General features: G+C 37.8%; 17 protein-coding genes and 2 riboswitches. Of the genes, 4 read left to right on the plus strand and 13 right to left on the minus strand.

Annotated features, from left to right (window positions below):
• Position 1: 1 nt before the first annotated feature.
• From ACHABU_RS09735 to ACHABU_RS09750, 4 genes are all read right to left on the minus strand, one after another.
• Positions 2 to 934, minus strand: a complete 933-nt coding sequence (locus tag ACHABU_RS09735) for an ArsA family ATPase (protein ID WP_435764639.1) — start codon at positions 932 to 934, stop codon at positions 2 to 4.
• A 29-nt stretch (positions 935 to 963) separates the two neighbouring features.
• The gene (locus ACHABU_RS09740) at positions 964 to 1,221 is read right to left on the minus strand and encodes a cory-CC-star protein (RefSeq protein WP_435764640.1); all 258 of its coding nucleotides are present in this window, start codon (positions 1,219 to 1,221) and stop codon (positions 964 to 966) included.
• Positions 1,222 to 1,294: 73 nt separating this feature from the next.
• Positions 1,295 to 3,031 carry a carbon starvation CstA family protein gene (locus ACHABU_RS09745; protein WP_435764641.1) on the minus strand — a complete coding sequence of 579 codons (1,737 nt, stop codon included), beginning with the start codon at positions 3,029 to 3,031 and terminating at the stop codon, positions 1,295 to 1,297.
• Positions 3,032 to 3,219: 188 nt separating this feature from the next.
• Complete coding sequence (locus tag ACHABU_RS09750; protein ID WP_435764642.1) at positions 3,220 to 4,635, minus strand: hypothetical protein; 1,416 nt, start codon at positions 4,633 to 4,635, stop codon at positions 3,220 to 3,222.
• 138 nt (positions 4,636 to 4,773) lie between these two features.
• Between ACHABU_RS09750 and ACHABU_RS09755 the strand changes: the two genes are divergently transcribed.
• Positions 4,774 to 5,124, plus strand: coding sequence for a general stress protein (locus ACHABU_RS09755; protein ID WP_435764643.1), 351 nt, complete (start codon positions 4,774 to 4,776; stop codon positions 5,122 to 5,124).
• A gap of 1,009 nt (positions 5,125 to 6,133) precedes the next feature.
• Here ACHABU_RS09755 and thiT read toward each other — a convergent pair.
• Positions 6,134 to 6,703: an energy-coupled thiamine transporter ThiT gene (thiT, locus tag ACHABU_RS09760; protein WP_435764644.1), complete on the minus strand. Its 570-nt coding sequence runs from the start codon at positions 6,701 to 6,703 to the stop codon at positions 6,134 to 6,136.
• Positions 6,704 to 6,797: 94 nt separating this feature from the next.
• Positions 6,798 to 6,899: riboswitch (TPP riboswitch) on the minus strand.
• Positions 6,900 to 7,198: 299 nt separating this feature from the next.
• Between thiT and ACHABU_RS09765 the strand changes: the two genes are divergently transcribed.
• A complete protein-coding gene (locus ACHABU_RS09765; protein WP_435764645.1) occupies positions 7,199 to 7,735 on the plus strand; it encodes a YceI family protein in 537 nt (178 codons plus the stop codon).
• Between the two features lie 90 nt (positions 7,736 to 7,825).
• Entirely contained in the window at positions 7,826 to 8,188 is a 363-nt protein-coding gene (locus ACHABU_RS09770) for a thiol-disulfide oxidoreductase DCC family protein (protein ID WP_435764646.1), read from the plus strand.
• Here ACHABU_RS09770 and ACHABU_RS09775 read toward each other — a convergent pair.
• The 8 genes from ACHABU_RS09775 to ACHABU_RS09810 all read right to left on the minus strand — a co-directional run bounded on the left by ACHABU_RS09775 (position 8,169) and on the right by ACHABU_RS09810 (position 17,569).
• Positions 8,169 to 9,044 (minus strand): VanW family protein, encoded by an 876-nt coding sequence (locus tag ACHABU_RS09775; RefSeq protein WP_435764647.1) that lies wholly within the window; start codon positions 9,042 to 9,044, stop codon positions 8,169 to 8,171. The two genes, ACHABU_RS09770 and ACHABU_RS09775, sit on opposite strands and share 20 nt — an antisense overlap.
• Before the next feature lie 271 nt (positions 9,045 to 9,315).
• Positions 9,316 to 10,524 carry an NAD(P)/FAD-dependent oxidoreductase gene (locus ACHABU_RS09780; protein ID WP_435764648.1) on the minus strand — a complete coding sequence of 403 codons (1,209 nt, stop codon included), beginning with the start codon at positions 10,522 to 10,524 and terminating at the stop codon, positions 9,316 to 9,318.
• Positions 10,525 to 10,768: 244 nt separating this feature from the next.
• Positions 10,769 to 11,473 carry an SDR family oxidoreductase gene (locus tag ACHABU_RS09785; RefSeq protein WP_435764649.1) on the minus strand — a complete coding sequence of 235 codons (705 nt, stop codon included), beginning with the start codon at positions 11,471 to 11,473 and terminating at the stop codon, positions 10,769 to 10,771.
• A 38-nt stretch (positions 11,474 to 11,511) separates the two neighbouring features.
• Entirely contained in the window at positions 11,512 to 12,261 is a 750-nt protein-coding gene (locus ACHABU_RS09790; RefSeq protein WP_435764650.1) for a hypothetical protein, read from the minus strand.
• Positions 12,262 to 12,442: 181 nt separating this feature from the next.
• The gene (locus ACHABU_RS09795) at positions 12,443 to 12,874 is read right to left on the minus strand and encodes a hypothetical protein (RefSeq protein ID WP_435764651.1); all 432 of its coding nucleotides are present in this window, start codon (positions 12,872 to 12,874) and stop codon (positions 12,443 to 12,445) included.
• A gap of 151 nt (positions 12,875 to 13,025) precedes the next feature.
• The gene (locus ACHABU_RS09800) at positions 13,026 to 15,188 is read right to left on the minus strand and encodes a DNA topoisomerase (protein ID WP_435764652.1); all 2,163 of its coding nucleotides are present in this window, start codon (positions 15,186 to 15,188) and stop codon (positions 13,026 to 13,028) included.
• A 178-nt stretch (positions 15,189 to 15,366) separates the two neighbouring features.
• Positions 15,367 to 16,356 carry an LLM class flavin-dependent oxidoreductase gene (locus ACHABU_RS09805; protein ID WP_435764653.1) on the minus strand — a complete coding sequence of 330 codons (990 nt, stop codon included), beginning with the start codon at positions 16,354 to 16,356 and terminating at the stop codon, positions 15,367 to 15,369.
• 352 nt (positions 16,357 to 16,708) lie between these two features.
• Positions 16,709 to 17,569, minus strand: coding sequence for a manganese catalase family protein (locus ACHABU_RS09810; protein WP_435764654.1), 861 nt, complete (start codon positions 17,567 to 17,569; stop codon positions 16,709 to 16,711).
• A gap of 225 nt (positions 17,570 to 17,794) precedes the next feature.
• Positions 17,795 to 17,906, plus strand: a riboswitch (SAM riboswitch).
• A 68-nt stretch (positions 17,907 to 17,974) separates the two neighbouring features.
• Here ACHABU_RS09810 and ACHABU_RS09815 point away from each other — a divergent pair.
• Positions 17,975 to 19,078 (plus strand): methionine biosynthesis PLP-dependent protein, encoded by a 1,104-nt coding sequence (locus ACHABU_RS09815; protein ID WP_435764655.1) that lies wholly within the window; start codon positions 17,975 to 17,977, stop codon positions 19,076 to 19,078.
• Positions 19,079 to 19,084 lie beyond the last annotated feature (6 nt).

A 19,084-nucleotide genomic window follows, 5' to 3' on the forward strand; every position in this document is an offset into this window, starting at 1 on the left:
TTCATCCTTTCGAGTAATACATACTCATAGATTCCAATTCCTGTTTACTAGTAATATCCCCAGAAAAGAGAGGCACATAAATTAGCTCCTGTTTCCTAAATGTTTCTTCAATCATTACGATATATCTTTTTTCATGGGCTTTTCTTTTGTCGAAGAATTCTCCAGCAGCATCGTCCGGCAATATTTTATTTACAATTAAAGTTTTAACATGTAAATGATATTTATCAAGTAATTCAATTGCTTTTTTTGTTTCTAGTATAGGCAGCCTCTCCGGGTTCAATACGAAAATAAAACCTGTTTGATGATGATCAAGAAGCACTTCTCTAGCTCTGGAGAACTTTTCCTGTCTTTCTTTTAAAACATCATAAATAGGATCTTCTATCGGTTCTCCGTCATTTAATAATTGTGTGTAATTTTCATTGGTTTTCTGTCTCTTCTGCAAAAGCCCCTCTATCCAGATACCCATTAATTCAGGAAGCGTCAAAAGTCTAATCGTATGACCTGTTGGAGCAGTATCAAATATAAGTCTATCAAAATTACTTCGCTCTTCCAAAATAATAGCTATTAATTTATCAAATAACGCAGCCTCATCTGCACCAGGTGATGCTTTTGCAGTATCCAATTGGCGATGTACTTCCTCCATCATACTCGAATGTACAATTCCCTTGATGTTTTCTTTTACACCATTCATATATTTCTCTGTTTCCGTATCAGGGTCGATTTCAAGAGCGAACAGATTCTCCGCTACTTGTTTCGTCTTTCCACCAATATTTTGATCAAATATATCTCCAATATTATGTGCCGGATCTGTTGAGATTAATAATGTCTTAAGACCAGTCTGGGCAGATTTCCAAGCTATTGCTGCAGCAGTAGTAGACTTACCAACGCCTCCCTTACCACCTATAAAAAGAATTTTTTTATCTATATCCTGCATTATTTTACTTCCTTTCCTATCAGTTTCACTTAACAGCAGCGAATCCCTGTCATTGGGGACTTTTCCATTCCCATACGTAAATGCCAATCGTGGAAGCTTTCTATCATATATGGATATAATTCAAGCGTATAATAATATACTGGATTTGGAATACCAATCATTTCGGAATAGAGTAATAAAAGGAAGAAATCATCTTCATTCCTCAGTTCCCTAGCTACTTCCTGACGATGCGGCATACTTAATACTTCTTCATAAAATGCGATTAGTTGCTTAATTCTAGCCAACATATTTTCTCTCCCCTTCTCTATCAGACTATGTAGAGAAGGGGCCATCAAATACATGACCCCTTCTATTACCTATTTATTTATCTTTATCAAGTGGGTCTTCATACTTCTTTGTTAGCGCCGAGAACGCTGTTAGACTAATCCAAATTGCAAATACAAATATAATTGCTCCAAGGACGAATAATAGTGTACTGGAGTTATTCCCAAACCACGACCATTCGAATATGACCTGCTGGAACATGGCATACATGGTCATAAACATCAGGAAGATCATCGGGATTAACGCAACTGCATAATTTCTTCCTAATCGTTTAAGCCAAATTGCAATTAACATTAAACTGATTCCTGCAAGTAACTGATTCGCAGTACCAAAGAGTGGCCAGATTAAGTATCCACCGGAGCCAAATCCATTTGGCCCTTCAGGTATTAATACGAGTGCTGCACTCGAAACAACTGCAATCGTTGTTGCTACATGTGTTTTAGTAAGCGCAGGCACCTTGTATTCCACTCCTAGTTCAGCAATAATATAACGCATTAAACGAACGGATGTATCAAGTGTCGTAGCCGCAAAGCTAACAACAATAATTGAAACGATTGTTGTAGCTATGTCTGGGGGAATAGCAATTCCTTCTGCCAATTTTGCTGCGCCTTCTACAAAGGTGCCAAGCCCAACAGCATTTGCTTGTGTGAAACTTGAGTATGTTGCCATAAACGCATCTGTGTTGGCAAAAAACGTTGCTACAGCAATTATAGATACCAAAGCTAAGATACCTTCACCAACAGCTCCAAAATATCCAACAAATCTGGCATCCGTTTCTTTATCCAACTGTTTGGAAGTTGTACCTGATGATACTAATCCGTGGAACCCGGAAATTGCACCACAGGCAATGGTTATAAATAAAAGCGGGAGCCAATTCCGATCTGGGTTTTCATTTACCAAAGGAGCTGTCATTTCAGGATTCAAGAAAATTAAACCTAAATATAAAATTCCAAGTCCGACGACAAGCTGATGGGAGTTAATGAAATCCCTTGGTTGAAGCAGCTTCCATACCGGCAGTGTTGATGCTATATATACATAGACCATTAAAATTACAATCCAAATTAAAAATGCAGTGGATACCGCACCTAAACCAAATAAACCTGCAGCCTCCTCACCGCCCATATACTGCACCAGATTAATTTGTAAAAACTCAAACCTGCTCGCAAAAATAGCAGTAATATACATGATTGCCAAGGCAATCAATGAAGGAATAAGCATTTTCGTATTACGTTTATAGGCAGCATATCCAATCCAGATTGCCAATGGAATCTGAATAAATACTGGAATTACACTTGCTGGATAATTAATGAATAAATTAGAAATGACCCATGCGAAAACAGCATTTACCATGAGTACTAATATTAAAATAATAAATAGAAACAATACTTTTGCTCGGTTTCCAATTAATTTATCAGCTATTGTACCAACGGATTGCCCTTTATTCCTAACAGACAATGCAAGTGTTCCAAAATCATGAACACCCGCAGCGAAGACTGTTCCTAGAATTACCCAAAGAAAAGCTGGCAGCCATCCCCAATACACAGCTATTGCAGGCCCAAGAATCGGTGCTGCTCCTGCAACTGAAGTAAAATGATGTCCCCATAGTACAAATTTGTTCGTTGGCACAAAATCAACACCATCTTTGTACTTATGAGCGGGTGTTACATAATTTGGATCAAGTCTAAAGATTTTTTCTGCTATAAATTTTGAATAATATCGATAACCCAATGCAAATACGACCATCCCAATCAGTGCTACCAAAATACCACTCATCTTTTCTACCTCCTCTTATATAATGGAATAATGATTTCTCTTACAAGCTATGTAAAAACGCTTTAAATTAGTACAATTACATTCTATCTACTGTTTATGAAAAAGTAAAATATTAAGAATTTTATATTAACATTTCATAAATAAAAAGAAGAGAGACAAATTGTCCCTCTTCTTTTTATTTATTTCGTTTAGAGAAAAAATACAGCAATAAGCGTTGCAATAATTAAACCTGATATTACTGGAAGAAAATTCTTTCTCACTAAATCCATAACCGATACACCACAGAAACCTGCTATTGCAATCAAGGATGACCAGGCAACAAGGGTACCTCCACCTGTCCAGATAGCCCCCATTTGACCAATTGCAGCGAGGGTTGCAGCATCAATAGATGTTGTTTCCAATGAAGCAGCAAGTGCGCCTGTAAGTGGTAATCCGGAAAAACCAGAGCCATCAAGCCCCGTAATAACACCAATAATTAGTACACTTAAAGCTGCAAGCAATGCACTTTGTGGCAAGTAGTCCTGCGTGGATGCAACGAGATCGAATAATAATGCAGGTCCCTCTTCTACCCCTAAAATAATTCCGGAGAAATCAGGACTCCCTAAAAAGAAGAAGCCAGCAATTGGTATTACAGGTCCCATTGCTTTAAATGCAAATACAAATCCATCTGTTATGTGATTCGTAACATAATCCAGAGCATGATGTTTACCAAAAGCGATGGTGGAGAGTAATAATAAGATTACTGCAACACCACCGACAAATGCTGCTCCATCCCCTCCAACCAGACCACCGTCTCCAGAAAAGAGCTTACTGTACATCATGAAAATTACAACACCAAGTAGTGAGATTGGGACAGCAATTGCAAAGACTTTGCTCCAAGTATTAAGATGAGCCGTTTGTACTTTATTTTTTGATCCTTCAGCAGTCTGGAGCGTTTGTAGTTCGATTTCATTTAGAGGATCATTTATTGAACGAATCGATTTCCGATAGAATAGATAGGCTAAAAGAATAGCCACCCCTCCGGCAATCAAGGATAGTACCAATGCTTTATCAGCAACAGAACCAACATCGATTCCAGCCGATGCAGCAGACAAGCTCGGCGCAACCTGGACAATATAATCTGATGACAGCGCCATTCCTTGTCCTGCTATTGCAATTGCAACTGCTGCGGTCATTGCTGGTAATCCTGCTCTTACTGCTGCAGGTACAAGCAATGCACAAATCAATGGAACTGCTGGTGTCGGCCAGAAAAACAAGGAAATAACATACGTTACAATGATTAGGATAAAAAAGGACACATGCCCATTTACCATCATCTTTTGGATAGGTTGAATCATTCTGACATCTGCCCCTAAATCACGTAGCGAATGCAAGAGTGCCAGCATAAACGTTATGATTAAAAAGATACTGAATAATTCTTGAGCAGCAACTAAATTCGCATTAAATATTGCGGTAAAACCATCAATAATATTTCCTTTATATACAAAAGCGATTACGAATGTGCCAAGTAATGTTGGTAAAACAACTCCTTTGCGGAAGACCATTGTAACAATAATAATTAAAGTAAATAATCCATACAACAGATGGGGTATTGTTAAATCCATTCATCCTCTTCCTTTCTTCGGTTGTGCTATAGCCTATGCATAATCGAAGAGGAACGCTACCAGATTCCAAAGCCGTATGATGTTTATTTCTATAAGGAGCGGGAATAAGACTAGTAACAACAAAGGAGGAATTACTTTATGAAACCTTTTATTAGAGAATATATAAATGAAGAACAATTAAAAACGGATGTAAACAAACTACAAGTTCGTGGAGTAAAGAAGGATGACATCTATCTACTCACACATGATGATGAGCGAACTGGCCGTTTAGCCGACGGATCAGAAACAAATACGATCGGCATGAAAGAAATGGATTTTAGTAGTGCTGTAGGAAATATGTTCAACAGCCAAGGGGACGAATTACGAACAAAACTAGAAGAAATGGGCTTCTCCAAAGCAGAGGCGGAGAATTACGAAGAGGACCTGGACGACGGAAAGATTCTGTTAATGGTTACTAATCATGACAACGTAGAAAACTTTATATTATAATGCCACAGGGATAACCTAATCAACAAGGTTGTCCCTTTCTCATGTATTCAAAAATAAGATACTCAACTTTCGCACCATTAAAATAAGTTCGAACAGTAAACTGGGTTAAACTTAGAATGTTTCTAATAATCCCCTTGCTAAACTTGATTAAAACAAGGCTGTTTTTCGTACTGTTTATAGCCTTTTAATCGTCGCAGAGTTGAGATAAACTGCGAAGTAACTTATCTCGCCGTCCGAGATCGCTCTGGGCGGAAGCTTTCCGCGGGCACGGCCTCAGCCCTGAAGAGAAAACCACTCTTCTGGTCTTCGGACACGTGCTGTTCCCGCAGGAGTCACCGCCCGCCGCTCACCCGGACTGGTGAAGCTGTTTGATGAGATTTTTATAGCAATCACTAATGCAGTTAATAGTTTGTAAACGTCTAATCAGCTCTGGGAAATACACGGAGACTTCTGCGGGAGGAAAGGCATAGGTGAGACTCTGAAATGCGTCAGCATGAAGAGGCTCAACAGCCGCCCGCGAAAAGCGCAGTGTATTTCCCAGAGCGGTCGCCGAAGTTTCTGCATACCGATAGAAACCACCAGCAGTTACTTCGTAGTTTATATAAAATCGGACGATAAAAGAGGGAAATTAACGAAAAAATCCTTGAGTATAGATGTATCCAGACTGCTCAGCGCAAACAGTTAATCCAAACCAAAGTCAACTTAAACAGTGTAGCTCCAGTCCTCCTAATTCTATCAAGGCTTATTTATCCATTTCATTCTGCGAAAGTTGAATAAGATAGAAAACAAGAATTGGAAGACTATTTCTTTTCTTTCCTATTCACACAGTCATTACATATTAACTTCCCATTTTCTTGAATACCATTAAAAAAACCACTTTCACAATATATATTTTTCTTACATGATGTACACTTCCCTATTAATTCACGTATACGATCAGCCTCCAATAAATATAAGGTAACCTCATTGATTATGAGGTTACCTTATTGTGAGCGAATATACAATACTTCTAAGCTACGTTCAATAACGTTCTAGGTTGTTTATGGAACAAGAAGAACACAATAACCGTACATAAAATAAAGGATGGAACCATGTAAGAACCATTATAAATTAATGAATATAACCATGCAGGTTGCCCCTCAATTGCGGAGCCAAAGAACACGAGCCCTGCTACATAGTGAGCAATAAATCGTAATGTAGACCCTAATAATACCCCAAGCGTGATATAAGTAAGATATTTCTTTGTTTCACCTGACTTTACTGCCTGTTGAATTCGATTGGCAAAAATACCGGCAAAGCCTATGACTGTAAAGGCTAACGCGTAATCAATAAATCCTTGTAATGGTGTTAAAACATATGCTGTTCCGGTTGCAACCTGTAATACTCCCCACAAAAACCCAGAAAGCAGACCACCTTTTAACCCCCAGCGAAATGCAACTATAAATACGGGAATCATCGCAAAGGAAATCGATCCACCCTGAGCCCATATTTTAAATGATAATGGTAAAATATCCAAAAGTAATGCCAACGCAGTAAAAATTGATACTTCAACTAAGAATAAAATTCGTTTTGACCTCAACTGTATTACCTCCCTTTTTAAATTTCCACGCAAAAAAAGCAATGCCGAGGGGAAGCTTCCTGATGGGGGAATCCGCTCACATTGCTTTTTAATCCATCAAAAAAACCACCAATCCCTACGCTAGTACTAACTAACAGGTTCAAAGGGTCTGAACAAAATGTTCACTCTCAGCCAAATGGCTCCCCCTGTAGGCTTTTATTCTATATGCTTCATTTGTTATGTGTATTGTACCTTATTATAAAGAAAATAACAATCTCTTATAACCCAAAAAACTTTTGGTTCAGCATTTTATTCCTTGCATCTCGGAATGGAAAATTTATGTTTCAATTCGAAGAGTAAGGGAACATTAAAGTAGTCCTACCTTTTATTAAATTAAATTTAAACTTAATTCATTTATTTTTAATTAAAAACACTTGACTTTAAACACGTATCAATTTATACTAGGTAACAGAAAGTAACTACCGGGTTACAGAAAATTATTTGGAGGGATTTATAATGACAAAAACAGTTTGGACAGTTGACCAAGTACACAGTGAAGTCGGTTTCTCAGTAAAACACATGATGATTTCAAAAGCTAAAGGCACATTCGATTCATTTGATGCTGTAATTGAAGCAGACGTAGAAGATCTAACAGATTCTAAAGTAGAATTAACTGTAGATATAGCAAGTGTGAATACACGTAATGAAGATCGCGATAATCATTTACGCTCAGGAGATTTCTTTGATGCAGAAAACTACCCTAAAATGACTTTCGTCGCTACAGATATCAAGAAAAAATCATCTCATGACTATGAAGTAATTGGTGATTTAACGATTAAAGAAACTACGAAGCCTGTTACACTTGATGTTACATTTGAAGGTCAAAGTAAAGATCCGATGGGCGGAGCTACTGTAGCTGGTTTCAGTGGCAATACATCCATTAACCGTAAAGATTTCGGCCTTACTTGGAACGCAGCAGTTGAAACTGGTGGCGTACTTGTTGGTGAAGATGTTAAAATCAATTTTGAGCTTGAGCTTCATAAACAAGCGTAATAACCGACCATATCAAAAAGCTGTATTTCCTTTGTGAAATACAGCTTTTTGTATAGAATTGACTTAAATTATTAGTGGAGGTATATGAATATGATTGTCTATTATGATAGTTACTGCAAAATTTGTACAAATTCTTCAACCATTTGGAAAAGACTCGATTGGCGAAATAAGCTTACATTCGATTCATTTCGGAATATGAAAGATTATCCACTTGAAATGGAAAAGAGTCTTCATGTTAAATATAATAATCGATGGTACAAAGGTTATTCAGCAATTATTCAAATAGCAAAAGTGCTCCCACTCTTATGGATTCTCGTTCCATTCATGTATATTTTCAAGTTCATAGGACTCGGAGACACTATTTATAAACTGGTTGCTAATAATAGAAAACTTGTCCCTGTTAATCAGTGTGCAGACGGAGAATCGTGTCAAATCAATCCTCACTCCCGTTAAAGTACTCCACAGTATCTGAGGAGTGTACTGTAACATTCATTTGGCCATTCTCTGATTTGGCACGAATTAAAATCGGCTCGTTATACAGGTTCTTAAAAACAAAATCAGGCCCCCACCAGCTTACGGTTGCGTCTCTTCCTGGTGGAACATAGGGAACTTGTCTGCTATGGGCATATCTTTCCACTATTTGAACTCCTTTTAGATCTACTGCATTATAAAGCGTAGAAGAAACCTGACAAATACCACCACCAATATCCTCGGACAGTTCTCCCTTTACAATGACCGGCGCTTGTTTATATCCTCTTTCTGTTGTTCTTTCACCTACTACACCATTAAAGGAAAATGTCTCCCCTGGAAATACAACCGTGTTATTAATAGCTTCTGCAGCTAAAGCTATATTGTGAGACCTTTCTGAATTGCTTTGTTTATAGAAGGTGACATATCTCCCAAGCTCTTTCATACTAATTTCTCTTAAGAGTCCCTGATCTACTTTTGGATAAACAGAGGTTTTCGGAACTTTTAGCTTTCCTTTGTTATCACTATAATATAATTCTCTGAATAAACGATTGAATTCTCTCCTATCTAAAGTAACTCCCAATTTTTCCTTTATTATTGTACCGTCTTTATTAAATTGCGCATCCTGTGCTTCTTGATAGATGACTTCATCCAGGCTGTCCATTAAATTTATTAGTTTATATTCATCAATTAAAGCGTGATCAATCAAATCTAATCCGTATTGTTGAATTTCGACGGTATCCAATGTAATTTCATTATTATTAATATTAACATTGGCATCTTCGACATTCACCGTAAGGCTTGCTACCAGTATAACTGACAAAAAAGTAAGCACGTTCACACCTCCTACCAATAGTATGAAACAAACCTGATAATTCCATTCTAGAGTAGATAAAATTCGTTAATTCTACCCTAATTAAAAATAAACACCATCCATATTGGATGATGTTTATTCTTTATCTGAAATCTCTATTGTCTTCTAAATAATCACTTGCAAGACGGTATCCTACGAGAGATGCCAGTACAAGTATTAATCCGTATAAAGTCTTTTTCATTAATTAGTTACCTCCTTAGTTCTGGAGCTTATTTAAATTCTAATTTACTTCAATTTCTTAGAAAGGACGGAATTTTCCTTTTTTAAGTACTGCTTTCGCTCCGCCGACCATAAATAGGGAACGATCATCAACTACTTTCTTCATTGCTGCTGCTGATTTTCCTCGTATTTTATTACCATCAAGGATATTTCCAATTCCATCCGTAAATCCAAGAGATGCAACCGTTCCTTTGTTTTGGAATACAAAATCTTGTAAAGGTTGATTGCGTATTAATGCTGCAATATTATCCGCAGCTACTGCACCTTCTTGTGTAGCCAATTGGCCTGTTGGTGGATATGGACGACCCGACTCTTTATCCATAACCCATGAACAGTCTCCGAGAATGAAGATATTTTCTTCTCCTGATACTCTTAAATCTGCATCTACATTTACTTTACCTTTAACTAATTCGAAACCGGATTTAGCCAGAACTGGGTTACCAGTAACACCGCCAGTCCAAATAACGGTACCAGCCTTAATTAACTCTTTATCATCTCCAACAATAAAACCTTCTGGAGTAGCTTCTTTAATCGGTGTTCCAATTCTGAACTCCACACCACGATCTTCAAGCGATTTTTTCGCATATGTAACAAGATCTTCGTCAAACATCGGTAAAATAGATGGTGCTGCTTCGACATTGATGATACGTGCTTTACTGCGGTCAATATCATACTTTTTGCAAAGTTGAGGAACTTTTTCAGCTAATTCCCCTGCGAATTCGATACCAGTGAAACCACCGCCACCAACAAGAATGGTCAGATCATCATCATTTGGGTTTTCTTCTGAAGCATACTTGGCAAATTGATATTCAATATGCTCAGCAATTAAGCGACTTGAATCAATATCAGTGATTGCAAATGCATGTTCATCCATTCCTGGGATACCAAACGTATTCGATACGAACCCAAGAGCAATTACTAAATAATCATATGAAACTTCACTATTTTCCAGCACTACACGTTGCTCGTCTCTTTTCACTTCAAGTACACTATCATAAATTAAACGAACCTTTTTCGGATTAACCGCATCCGTAAGCATAAAACGCGCCTGATTTGGATTGATTGTTCCTGCAGCCACTTCATGTAACCAAGTACTTTCATAGTGATAATTATGTTTGTTAATTAATACAATTTCTGCTTCTTCCGGTGATAGTTTTTGTGATAAACGTCTGGATGTAACAAGGCCAGCATAACCAGCACCGAGTACAACTATTTTTGGTTTACTCATAAATATTTTCCATCCTTTCTTTTCCCCTTGAAATCCAGGGATTACAAGCGCTTTCAACAATTAATCATACTATAAAGTCATAAATCGCTTAAGCCAATTAAAATTTTAGTCATTACTTCATTATAATATCAAACTTTTTGTGAATACGCTAATAAACGAAACTTTTTTCATCAAAAATTTTTTTGAACTTTGCCCCTAGCCGCTACCCTTTTCTCTGAACACGTAAAAACTCCGCATAATTCGACTAAATAGGCCTAACCGTTATTTCATTTACATTCACATAACTTGGTTGGGTAGCTGCATAAACAACTGCTCTAGCTATATCGTCTGTTTGTAAGGGTTCCCGATCTGTAGGAAGTCTTTCCGAATTACGCTCCGTTTCAACCATACCTGGTGATATATTTGTTATTCTCACACCTGTTCTAGCCAATTCTTTTTCAAGACCAGATGAAATTGCCCGTACTGCGAATTTCGTAGCACTGTAGACCGTACTTTTCTTTGTAACTTCATGACCAGAAACCGAGGAAATATTAACAATGTGACCAGTAGACTTTTCAATCATACCCGGCAATACTGCATGTATACCATACAATACACCTTTAATATTAACATCAATCATTTGATCCCATTCTTCTACGTTCGCTTCTCTTACAACACCATTACCTACTAATCCTGCATTATTCACATAAATATCGATGTCCCCAAAAGCTTCTCTTGCTTTCTTCACCATGGATTCAACGTCTTCTTGATTGGAAACATCGGTAGGAACACTAACTGCTTTCCCTTTGCCGCCATTGTTTATCTGATTTACTATTGCATCTAGCTTGTCCTTTCTGCGTGCCGCAACAACGACATTTGCACCTTCTTCCGCCAAATGCTTGGCAATTGCTGTTCCAATTCCACTGCTTGCTCCGGTTACGATTGCATTTTTCCCTTTAAGTTTTAACAATGAGCATCCTCCTTCAATCTATTTAATTTAAGTTTAAGTTACCCTTGAGGTGGTAATTCTGCTTTCGCCTGTTCTTTAGATCTATTTTCAGGTCCTGGTTTCTGCTTTGTTTCTGATTCTTCATCTGGATCGGGTTCTGGATTTGGATCTGGATCTGGTTCTGGATCCGGTTCTGGATTTGGTTCCGGATTTGGCTCTGGTTCTAAATCTGGTTCTGGAGCTGATTCTTGTTTCTCTTCTTCCTCTTTTTGATTTTCTTCTTTGACTTGTTCAACTGGCTCTTCTTTAGTTTTGTCTTCCTTCTTACTTTCCTTAGGTTGTGTAGTTATTACCTGCTTTTTTTCAACCTTTTTAATTTCATTATTTCCAGTTGATTTGCTGCTTGACTTCCATGTGCTGCTTTCAGAACTTTCTGTAGAAAAATGGGTAGTGTTTTCTTCTTCATTTTCCACTACTTCCGTCAATTCCTCTTCTTTCTCTTCTGACACTTCCACCGATTCTTCTTGAATGGAAAACCGATCCATATTCTGCAATGCGATAGATCCCGCATTTTCTCTTTTTACAAAAACTGTTGGAGTAAATATCTCCACATTTTCATTATTGGGGCTGAGCTCCTGTACTTCCGTTTCCGTCTCAGTGATAACAACATTCCTTATTTCTTCGTCTTCCTTGTCGCTTTTTTCATATTCATTTTTTGTAGCTTCAGCACGATGAATACCGGCACTCACAACTATAAAGAAAGCAACCAATGTCAACACATTAATGATTATCAGTTTTTTATTCTTCATTTTTCAGCTCCTATATCGTTTTTGTCTGTTATTACCGATATTTAGTATTTATCCTATTGTAAGCCTTAATTGGTATATTTTTCAAACCTTTTCAGCTATTTAATCCCATTTAAAGTTTAGTAAAATAAAAAAACTGCCCAATGCAGGTTCAAGACCTACTGGGACAGTTCTTTTATAAGCTTTATATCGTTTTTTTCTTGCTGGAAAAAGCTTTTCCTCTTTCCATCCACTTTTGTTTTGCTTCAATTTTGTTATTTTGTCGAGTTTCAGCAAGGACTGGGAAATCATTTTCAGCAAATTCCTGAACATCTTCCCAGTTTGGGAAAAATAAAACCTTTACATCTTTTGACCCATTATCAAGACGTCGATTATTTAAACAAACACCGAAAATTCTATCTGATTTTGCAAGCATACGGTTAAAAAGTGCGGGTTGCTTTTCCTGATTTCGATAAAGCTCGTGGACTTTCCCCATATAATGTGAATCGTAATCACTGAATGCTGCATCACCATCAATGCACCTACTGCTGTGATATACTTTTTTATTACTCGCATAGATCCATATAAGTGTGCCGTAAACTAGGTTTTCCTTCGTACTTACGATAACTTTTTTCATGTGTATCATCCTTCTGTTTCGAGGAAAATTAGCATCGTAAATATAATTCTTCAAGATATCCGTTTAATGAATTATGCTACCTCTACTTCTTAGTATACACCATTTGGCAACTAAAAGCTTGAAAAAATATTCCATGCGCTCATACCCTTTATTATTTTGAGAAATCCATTTTCCAACTGTAATAGTCATTTTCTGCATTCTCTTCATAGCTTAAATAAGCATTGAATTTTTTTCCGTTTTTGCTTGTTAGTCCCCTTACGTGGGTTTTATTATTCTTCAGCAAATCCTTTACCATTGTTTTGGTTGGTTTCTTTTTCATTGTTGCTAAAAACTTATCATTTTTCCAAATGACAAATTTACAGCCCTTTTTCCAATTACTGCAACCAAAGCTTTTATATCCGTCTGTTATTTTCCCACCACATTGTGGGCAAATCCCTAATACTTCATTAGTAGCTCTAGATGAGCTTACTTCTTTAATAATAATTGCTTCCCCATTTTTAATCGTTTCTACTGAATTATTCGTAAAATGAAAAACATGATTAAGGAATTCCTTTTTGCTTGCTTTTCCTTTTTGAATATCCGACAATGCTTTCTCCAGTCGCCCGGTAAATTCCAGGTCAAACAAATCATGTACAGGGAAAGTTTCAACAAGTCGCTTGCCAAGATCAGAGCATAGCAGATTTTTACTATCTGTCGTAATATAACCAACGTCTTTTAGTTTCTTGATTGTTTCTGCCCTTGTTGCCGGTGTTCCTATACTAAACCCTGTTAAAATGCTTCCCATTAATTCTTCACTGTCATCTTCTTCTTTGAAGCTTTTTCCACATGTTTCCATTACACGTAGTAAGGTTTGCTCTGTATGGTGTTTTGGCGGCTTGGTAACATGAGAAGTCACCTCGGAATCTATTAAACGAACACGGTCTTTCTCTTCAACCAATGGTAATAATGTATCCTTGGATTGGATCTTCTCGACTTTTTTCCAACCCTCCACAAGCTGTACCTTCCCTTTGGAAACAAAAACTCCACGCAGATCATTTCCATCGATTTTCGTGATTAGCTTCGTTTCTTCATATTCGGCAATTGGCATAAATTGCATGATAAAACGGTTTTTAATTGCTGTATAAACAATATTTTCATCCGCAGAAAGTCGTTTTGGCTTTAAGTAAGTTGGAATAATGGCACTATGGCTTTCCACTTTTGCATTATTAAAGACTCTTTTTGATTTTATAAACTTTATTTCGTTCCTATATGGCAAATCTTCGGAATGCGTCTTTAATACAGTAGCTGTTTTACCAACAATACTTTCTTCCAAGGCCATACTGGATGTTCGTGGATATGTAATATATTTTTTTTCATAAAGCGCTTGGGCCACTTTCAATACTTTATCCGATGTCCAGCCTCTGAATTTATTCGTGATATACCCTTGAAGATTGGAAAGGTTGAATAAGAATGGAGGAAACTCTTTCTTTTTCTCCACCTGTTTATCAATGATTTCAGCTTGCTTATTTTGTATAGCATCATGAATCGCATTCAAAGTTTCCCTTTTCTTAAATTTTTCCTCCTTGCCTTCCATATATGTACCTTCATATTCATGATTATTCTGGGTCTGAAATGTTGCTTTCAGCTTAAAATAATCTTCCGGCTTAAAATTTTCAATTTCTTTATCACGATCATAGATTATTTTGAGTGTGGGTAATAAGACCCTGCCAATGTTTAATGCTTTCCCTTTTCCTTTTTGATATTTTAAGGTTGCTACAGAAGTTAAATTAATGCCAATCACCCAGTCGGCCCACTGCCTGCTGATTCCAGCATCCCGAAGCGGCTTCATAGCAGTATTTGGTTTTATTGTTTCCAAACCATGTAAAACTTCATTTTGCGTCCATTCATTTAACAAAAGACGATAAACTTCAGCTTTTGGCTTCACACCACCGCGGTAAATAATACTGTCTCCGATTAACTGACCTTCTCGATCATAATCACATGCAGAAATAATTGCATCTACATCCTGTCGTTTCATTAGAGATTGAATTGTTTTGAGCTGCTTGGCTGCTCCAGCATCAGACTTTGCTCTATTTAGCGGACTGCTCTTCACTTTATATTTAAAATCAGATGGGATAAAAGGAAAGTTATCCATTTTCCAGCTTTTCATCTTACTGTCATAATCCTTAGCATCATAAAGTTCAACGAGATGACCGAAAGCCCATGTAATAATATGGCCGTTTCCTTCAAAATAGCCGTCTTTTTTCGTTTTAATTTTTAATGCGTCTGCAATGTTTTTTGCAACGGATGGTTTTTCAGCTAGTATTAATTTCATAAGTCAACCTCCAAATAAAAACACACGTTCGTTCATTTCATTATAAACGATGGCGTGTGTTTTTGAAATAGCATTTCCCTATATTTCTTACTAAGGCTACAAAGGAACACTGTGTGAATAAACATTGCGCAGATGAAAAAAGAATTGATCTAAGTCAATTCTTTTTTCTTTTTCCTATTTAAAACAGTTCCCTTGCCAATAAACGATAAACTTCCAATCGTTTTTCCTGCGAGTGCGGGATACTGCAAATCATTGCTTCATCAAATCCGTATTGTGCTTGTTCTTCTTGTAATTGTGTTGCCACTTCTTTAGCTGATCCTACTAAATGCAATTTGCGATCTTTTTGGATGGTCATTCGATCGATTTCAGTCAACGGGTAGTCTTCGGCGGCTTCAGGTGTTAATGTTTGTCCTATGCGCCCTTTCGAAAGCCATAATCGGGATATATCTTGTGGTAGCGCCTCAAATTCAGCTTCTTCTTTTGTTTCAGCAGTGGTAACCATGTATGCCACATTAATTTCCGGTTTCTCCATAAATACGGATGGCTGAAAATGATGCTTGTATGTGTCTAAAATCTCTTTTGACATCTCCCCATTAAAAAATTGCGCAAAAGAATAGCCAACACCCATTTGTGCCGTTTTTAATGCACTGTTACCGCTTGATCCCAGCATCCATGCTTCTGGCAAGGTTATTTGGGATGGTGTTGCAACCATTTTGTACAAGCTATCTTCCGGTACTTCATCATTGATTAATTTTAATGTTGTCGCAAATTTTTCATACATATTGTTTAACATCGGCTGACGCCCTTCGGATAGCGCATATATAGCATCTCTATCGCCACCCGGTGCACGACCGACGCCAAAATCAATCCGCCCAGGAGAAAAGGCACTAAGTGTTTTGAACACCTCGGCTAGTTTTAAAGGCGAATAATGCATCATCATAATGCCACCAGTTCCGATGCGTATACTTTTTGTTTTAGCAGCCAAACGGGCAATCGTTACTTCTGGCGCTGAGCTAACATGAGTTTCTGTCCCATGGTGCTCAGCCATCCACAATCGGTGATAGCCTAACTCATCTGCCAAGATAGCCAATTCTTCTGCTTTTCTCAATGCATCTACAGCTGTATTTCCACTCGTTACAGGTGCTTGATCGAGTACACTTAATTTCATATGTAACCATCCCTTTCTTCTATTCTAATTTACTCTTTATATGCTTTTTGATCTTTCCGGATTTTTAAAACACGATTTGAATAATTCTACAACAGTCGATTTTTATGGGAATATATTCATTGTAAGGTGAATTTTTTCACTTGTCTATTCAGACCAAGCAGTGTTGTGGGGAAACTAGTACAATTGTTTAAATAGAGGAACTAAAGGAGTATTATTCTATCATTATATCTCATCAAATGATTTCATCCGATTGTAGTTATAACAAGAATTAATCTGGTAACAGTCTCCTTCCCTTACCTTGGGGTAAAATGAAAGTGGACTGTCTATAATAATAGACAGTCCACTTTGTATGTTATTTCATATCCGGTTCCGGCAGATCGTCGGACTTTCTCAACGCCCATAATGGTGTATCAAAAATGTACGGTGGAGCTGGGGGAAGTTTCGGTGCTGGTGCCAATGGAACTGGGTCCTCAACATAATTAAACGTTCCACAGCCATCCATACTTGGGCCGTGCGCCCATCTTCCAGTAGCACTTTCATTCCCCATGGAAAAGTTGAATAATGTGTAGGCTACTTCCTCCTTTTCCAATTCCCTTGGGAACGTACTCGGCACAACGATATTTTCTTTTTCTTCCAGTTCTCTGATTGCGGCATACCACTGATTTTGATGCATGGTATCTCTTGCAAGTAACCAGGAAAGCATATCTTTGACACCACGATCATTTGTCATCTCATATAGACGTGCAACTTGAAGACGTCCTTGTGATTCAGCAGTCAGATTCATTCGAAAATCTGCAAGCAGGTTTCCACTTGCAATAATATAATTTGCTGTCCAGCGATTCCCCATACTATCCGCCGGCATGGCACCTAAACCGGACACAATTGCATGTTGTGGATTCATTCCTCCTAAAATTGCTGCCACCATCGGATCCTTTGCAGCATCTTCCAATTCAATATCAGGAGCACCGTCCAAAAGTCTTGCAATCATGGTTGCAAGCATTTCCACATGGGCAAGTTCTTCTGCACCGGTATCCATCAATAAATCTTTATATTTTCCATCGCCGCGCGTGTTCCAACCCTGGAATAAATATTGCATAGCTACTGACATCTCACCCCATTGACCCCCGAGTACTTCTTGCAGTCTCCCAGCAAACACGGGATCTGGACGTTCCGGCTTTGCGTGGTATTGCAATTCTTTGACATGATAAAACAATAGAGTCACTTCCTTTAAATTAATTGCATATCTGGTAAGTCTATAGGCAATAAACCACCCTCTTTATTAGGTATTCATATAGCATCCTAAAAGTGCTTGCTTCTTTCCTTTACCTTTCCATATATGCAATATATTCAGGAGAAATATTATATTCTTCTTGCTTTTTTTAATTTTATATTGTAAGCTGAAAGTATTATTTAGAAAAATTACATAAATTAGTTTAATCTCTTATCAAGAGAGACGGAGGGACTGGCCCTTTGATGTCTCAGCAACCAAACCATGCAGGTTAAGGTGCTAATTCCAGTAGGCGTTTGTATTTCTGCCTAGAAGATAAGAAGAATGCATACATATTAGGGCCTTCTTCTTAGTTGAAGAAGGCCCTTATTTACATTTGGAGGTTGAAAAATGTCAAACAAAAGTATTGAAACAAAATTAGCTCAGTTAGGAAATAAAAGCGATGAGAAAACCGGAGCAATCAATCCACCCATTTATTTATCAACAGCTTATCAGCATAAGGGACTTGGACAATCCACTGGCTATGACTATACGCGAACAAAAAATCCTACTCGTAACATTTTGGAAGCAGGGATTGCTGAATTAGAAGCCGGTGATACAGGTTACGCCTGTAGCTCCGGGATGGCAGCTATCCAATTAGTCCTCTCCCTTTTCCGGTCTGGTGACCATTTAATTGCACCCGAGGATTTATATGGTGGAACATACCGTATGCTGGAACAATATGCAGATATCTATGATATTAAAACAACCTATGATACATTTGACGATATTGAAAAAACAGAGCAACTAATAACACCCAATACGAAGGCAATATTTATCGAAACGCCAACAAATCCATCGATGCAGGAAATCAATATCAGCCTGTATGCAACGTTGGCAAAACAACATGATCTACTATTAATTGTGGACAATACATTTTTAACGCCTTACTTGCAGCAGCCAATCAGTCTCGGTGCTGATATTGTCATTCACAGTGCCACAAAATATATTGGGGGTCACAATGATGTTTTAGCAGGGTTAGTCGTGGCTAAAGGTGAAGCGATTTGTGCAAAATTATCTCTGAATCATAACGCAAATGGTGCCGTTCTCTCCCCATTTGATTCCTGGTTGCTAATCCGGGGCTTAAAAACATTGTCCCTCCGAATGGATAGACATGAGGAAAATGCTAGAATCATTGCTGGATATCTAAAAGAACACCCCGCCGTTACAAAAGTTCTTTATCCCAACAAAGGCGGCATGCTCTCATTCTGCCTAAAAAAGAGCAAATATGTCGATCCTTTCTTATTGAAGCTACAATTGATTGTTTTTGCCGAAAGCCTTGGTGGTGTCGAAAGTTTTATTACGTATCCAACCACACAGACCCATGCAGATATGCCAGAAGACGAGCGATTAAGACGGGGCATCAGCAACGAACTACTACGTTTTTCCGTAGGTATTGAGAATGTGGAAGATTTAAAAGCGGACTTACAACAAGCACTATCAATTTTGGAATAGGAGGAT

Source organism: Oceanobacillus sp. CF4.6, assembly GCF_051262635.1.
Classification (GTDB): Bacteria; Bacillota; Bacilli; order Bacillales; family Amphibacillaceae; genus Oceanobacillus.